Here is a 4,628-nt window from a genome sequence, read left to right as displayed (position 1 = left end):
CCAATGTCGGCGGCCACAAGGTCTATCTGCGCACCGGCGAATATGACAACGGCAAGCTCGGCGAAGTCTTCATCGACATGCACAAGGAAGGTGCCGCCTTCCGCAGCCTGATGAACAATTTCGCCATCGCGGTCTCGATCGGCCTGCAGTACGGCGTGCCGTTGGAGGAATTCGTCGACGCCTTCACCTTCACCCGCTTCGAGCCCGCGGGCATGGTCGAAGGCAACGAAGTGATCAAGATGGCCACCTCGATCCTCGACTATGTCTTCCGCGAACTGGCCGTGTCCTACCTCGGCCGGAACGACCTCGCCCATGTCGAGCCGGCGGACCTCCGCTTCGACGCCATGGGTGACGGCGCGGACGAAGCGGCGCTGGACGGCGCCCCGCAGCGCCGCGAAGCGGTCGACGCCAAAGCCGCGGCCTACAAGGCTGCCGCCTCGGCGCCGGTCTCCAACGGCTATGTCCGCTCCAACCTCTATGTCCTGAACGCCGCGGCCCAGGGCATCCGCCAGGCCGCCCACAACGCCCATGCCGGCAACGAGGCGGTCGCGCTGGTGATCGAGCAGGACCTGGCCGTGGCCACCCGCGCCTCGACCGGGGCGACGGCGGCCGCCACCGCCTCCGCCGCGGTCTCGGCCGCCGAAACCCGCCTCGCCCGCATCCGCGAGGCCCGGGTGAAGGGCTATGTCGGCGACGCCTGCGGCGACTGCGGCAATTTCACCCTGGTTCGCAACGGCACCTGCCTGAAGTGCGACACCTGCGGCTCGACCAGCGGCTGCTCGTAAGGTTTCGGGGCCAATCCGAAGGAAAACCCGCCGACGACCTCGGCGGGTTTTTTCTTGCCGTGAGTGGATTGCGGCGGCCCACCGCGGGTTGACAGCATGGTAAACGCTGCGCACACCTAGGCCGCAAGGGGCCACGCTGGGACGCGCCATGATTCGGCATCTGTTCCTCATTCTGTTCGTCATTGCAGGCGGCATCGGCGCCAGCCAGTTGCCGAATTTCGCCCGTGCCTATGAACAGCGGCTCGGCGGCGCGCTCGGCGAAGTGCAGAAGATGGTGGATGGCTTCACCCTCCAGGCCCAGGCGGAGGGGCTGGATTTCAACGGCCTGGTCGAGCGCCACCGGAATGCCAGCGACGCCGCGCTGCGCGGCACCGCAGACCGCATGACCGCCCTCGCCCAGCGCCGCGACCTGCTGCAGGCGCAAATCAAGGCGCTCTCCGCCGCTCCCACCAGTTTCGACAAGCTGACCGCGATCGCCACCAACGGCGACCAGGAGCTGGTGCGCGAGACCCTGGCGAATTACGAGATCACGGCGACTGTGGACCCGATCTTCGGCCTCGGCGGCGTCGGCATCGGCTGGGCGCTCTATGGCCTGCTGGGCGGACTGCTGGCGCGCCGCCGCCGCCGCACCACCCCGGGCGGCCTGGTCCGCCGCTGACCCCATCCCGAAAGCAGAACGCCCCGGCGTTTCGGCCGGGGCGTTGCTTCGTCTGTACCAGACTCAGGCGGCGCGGGGCAGCCGGGCGGCGGTCCAGATGCGGTCGAGGGCGCGGATCAGATGATCCATCATCTCGTCGTCGTGGAAGGGCGACGGCGTGAAGCGCAGGCGCTCGGTCCCGCGCGGCACGGTCGGGAAATTGATCGGCTGGACATAGATGCCGTCGACCGCCAGCAGCTCGTCCGAGATCGCCTTGCAGCGAATCGGATCGCCCACCATGACGGGCACGATGTGCGAGGCCGAATTCACCACCGGCAGGCCGGCTTCGGCCAGCTTCCGTTTCAGGGTGGCGGCACGTTCCTGGTGCTTCACGCGCAGCTCGTTGTGCTGACGCAGGTAGCGGACCGAGGCGCAGGCGCCGGCCGCCAGCACGGGGGCCAGCGACGTGGTGAAGATGAAGCCCGGGGCGTAGGAGCGCACGCAGTCGACCATCACGGCCGAACCGGCGATATAGCCGCCCATGGCGCCGAAGGCCTTGCCCAGCGTGCCCTCGATCACGTCGATATCGTGCATCACGCCCATCTGCTCGGCGACGCCGGCACCATGCTCGCCATAGAGGCCGACGGCATGGACTTCGTCGAGATAGGTGAGGCCGTTGTACTTCTTGGCGACTTCGATGAAGTCCGGGATCGGCGCGATGTCGCCGTCCATCGAATAGACGCTCTCGAAGGCGATGATCTTGGGGGCCTTGGGATCGGCGTCCTTCAAGAGCGAGACCAGATGGTCGACGTCGTTGTGGCGGAAGATCCGCTTGGGCGCGCCGCCATGGCGGATGCCCTCGATCATCGAGGCGTGGTTGAGCTCGTCCGAATAGACCGTCACGCCTTTGAGCACGCGCGACAGGGCGGAGAGTGCCGCCTCGTTCGAGACGAAGCCTGAAGAGAACAGCAGCGACGCTTCCTTGCCGTGCAGCGAAGCCAGTTCCTCCTCGAGGAGGACATGGGCACGGGTGGTGCCTGAAATATTGCGGGTGCCGCCCGCGCCGGCGCCGAAATCGTCCAGCGCCTCATGCATGGCGGCGAGCACTTCGGAATTCTGACCCTGGCCCAGATAGTCGTTCGAGCACCAGACCACGATTTCCTTCGGCCCCTGGGGCCCCCGCCAAGTCGCCCGCGGGAAGGAACCGCAATGCCGCTGCAGGTCAGCGAACACCCTGTAACGGCCTTCCCTCTTCAGGTCGGCGATCGCTTGCGCAAAGGATTCGTCGTAGTTCATTCGCCCTGTCCCAACTGCGTCGATGTGCGGGCGCACCGGATGCGACCGATCCCACCGACGTCCATCGTCAGTCGGATTGGTTCACAAATCCTATAACGAGGCTTTGATCCAAGGCAAAGCTGATCGAGCTTAGAATTCGGCCAAGTTGACGCAGGGGGGGCGGCAGGACACCCCCCGATGCCCCACCGCCCCGACCGCAGACCCCCCGTCAGCGGCCACCGCCGGAGCACCGGCGGTACGGCTGCACTATGGCGTCTCGCCCCGGCGGGCGATGTGACGGGTCTCACAGAAGCGAGCGAAGGCGGGCGTCAGCGGCCGAGGCGCTTGCGCTCGGCGGCCAGTTCCGCGGCGCTGAGCTGGATGCCGGTGACCACCTCGAAGGAATAGGGCGACTTGCCGTTCAGCGGGATGGTGAGGCTCAGATGCTCGACAACGCCGCCGCTGTTCTTGTCCTTGGGCAGCGCCACGGTGGTCGTATAGACCGCGCGGCTGATCACCTGGGTGTTGGTCTCGGTCAGGGCGACGAAATAGGGAATCGTCACCTCGGTCAGGGCTTTGCCCGCCGGCCCGCGCCGGACATAGAGCGAAATGCCCGCCTCGGCCGCGACCTGGCCGTCCACCGCCTTGTCGCAGAGGATCTTGGCATCCACCACCTCGACCCGATAGACGAGATCGTCCGGCCCCTGGACCGAGCCGTCGCGGAAGCGCTGCAACTCGGCGGCATCGGTCAGCACCGACATGGTGGCGCAGGCTTCCTTGCCCGCCGTCGCCGCCGGCTTCGAGTCGGACGACGAGCCGCAGCCCGAAAGGCCGAGCAGGACGAGGCCGATCACGCCGGCGCAGAGCGCCCCGGTGGCCTGCGGCTTGGTGCCCATCCTATGCTTCCCTTTCGCTGCCGGTACGGTATGGTCGGCGCACTCTAGACAAGCGCCTTTGGCGGCACAAGCTGGCCGAGACGGCCAATTCGACGGATCCCGAACGGCCCTATGACCAAGCCGAAGCTCACCATCCTCCTGGCGGCGCCGCGCGGCTTCTGCGCCGGGGTCGACCGGGCGATACAGATCGTCGAGCTGGCCCTGGAACGCTTCGGCCCGCCGATCTATGTCCGCCACGAGATCGTGCACAACCGGACCGTGGTCGAATCGCTCGAAGCCAAGGGCGCCGTCTTCGTCGAGGAACTGGACGAAGTGCCGGCCGATGCCCATGTCGTCTTTTCCGCCCACGGCGTGCCCAAGTCGGTGCCGGCGGAGGCGCGGCGCCGCGGCCTCTCCTATCTCGATGCGACCTGCCCGCTCGTCTCCAAGGTCCATGTCGAGGCGGAACGCCTGCACGAGCAGGGAATGCACCTGATCATGATCGGCCACGAGGGCCATCCCGAAGTGGTCGGCACCATGGGGCAATTGCCCGACGGCGCGATCAGCCTCGTGGAGACGGTCGAGGATGTCGCCCGCCTTGTCGTGCCCGATCCCGAAAAACTGGGCTTCATCACCCAGACCACCCTTTCGGTCGACGACACCGCCGGCATCGTCGCCGCCCTGCACGCGCGTTTTCCCGCGATCCAGGCGCCGCACAAGGAAGACATCTGCTACGCCACCACGAACCGCCAGTCGGCGGTCAAGACGATCGCGCCCGATTGCGACGTCCTCATCGTGATCGGCGCGCCCAATTCGTCGAATTCCGTGCGCCTGGTTGAAGTGGGCGCCCGGGCCGGCGTCGCCACGGCGCTGCGCGTCCAGCACGCGGGCGAGCTCGACTGGTCGAGAATCGCGGGCGCCCGCCGGGTCGGCATCACCGCCGGCGCCTCGGCGCCCGAGAGCCTGGTCGAGGAATTGATCGACGCCTTCCGTCAGCGCTACGACGTCACGGTCGAACAGGTGACCGTGACCGAGGAGCGCGTGCAATTCAAAGTG

At 67.2% G+C, this 4,628-nt stretch carries 4 protein-coding genes and 1 pseudogene; 3 read left to right on the top strand and 2 right to left on the bottom strand.

Going from position 1 to position 4,628, the window contains the following annotated elements; genetic code table 11:
• Nucleotides 1–785, top strand: a pseudogene (locus tag WC493_RS21725) (vitamin B12-dependent ribonucleotide reductase); the annotation flags it as partial.
• Between the two features lie 148 nt (nt 786–933).
• Nucleotides 934–1,443 (top strand): DUF2937 family protein, encoded by a 510-nt coding sequence (locus tag WC493_RS21720; RefSeq protein ID WP_373068454.1) that lies wholly within the window; start codon nt 934–936, stop codon nt 1,441–1,443.
• A 63-nt stretch (nt 1,444–1,506) separates the two neighbouring features.
• Here the strand turns inward: WC493_RS21720 and hemA are convergent, their stop codons facing one another.
• Together hemA and WC493_RS21710 are read right to left on the bottom strand one after the other, a co-directional pair.
• Nucleotides 1,507–2,718, bottom strand: coding sequence for a 5-aminolevulinate synthase (gene hemA, locus WC493_RS21715; protein ID WP_373068452.1), 1,212 nt, complete (start codon nt 2,716–2,718; stop codon nt 1,507–1,509).
• Between the two features lie 308 nt (nt 2,719–3,026).
• A complete protein-coding gene (locus WC493_RS21710) occupies nt 3,027–3,593 on the bottom strand; it encodes a hypothetical protein (protein WP_373068450.1) in 567 nt (188 codons plus the stop codon).
• A gap of 111 nt (nt 3,594–3,704) precedes the next feature.
• Between WC493_RS21710 and ispH the strand changes: the two genes are divergently transcribed.
• On the top strand, nt 3,705–4,628 hold a 924-nt coding region (gene ispH / locus WC493_RS21705), incomplete at its 3' end, for a 4-hydroxy-3-methylbut-2-enyl diphosphate reductase (protein ID WP_373068448.1).

Source organism: Zavarzinia sp. (assembly GCF_041650655.1).
Taxonomy (GTDB): Bacteria; Pseudomonadota; Alphaproteobacteria; order Zavarziniales; family Zavarziniaceae; genus Zavarzinia.
The sequence above is the reverse complement of the archived record's forward strand: the minus strand, read 5'-3'. Positions and strand labels throughout refer to the sequence as shown.

What these genes read in the sequence shown, in the direction of transcription:
- WC493_RS21720 (WP_373068454.1), top strand. Translation starts at nt 934, where the DNA reads ATGATTCGGCATCTGTTCCTCATTCTGTTCGTCATTGCAGGCGGCATC.
- WC493_RS21710 (WP_373068450.1), bottom strand. Translation starts at nt 3,593, where the DNA reads ATGGGCACCAAGCCGCAGGCCACCGGGGCGCTCTGCGCCGGCGTGATC.
- hemA (WP_373068452.1), bottom strand. Translation starts at nt 2,718, where the DNA reads ATGAACTACGACGAATCCTTTGCGCAAGCGATCGCCGACCTGAAGAGG.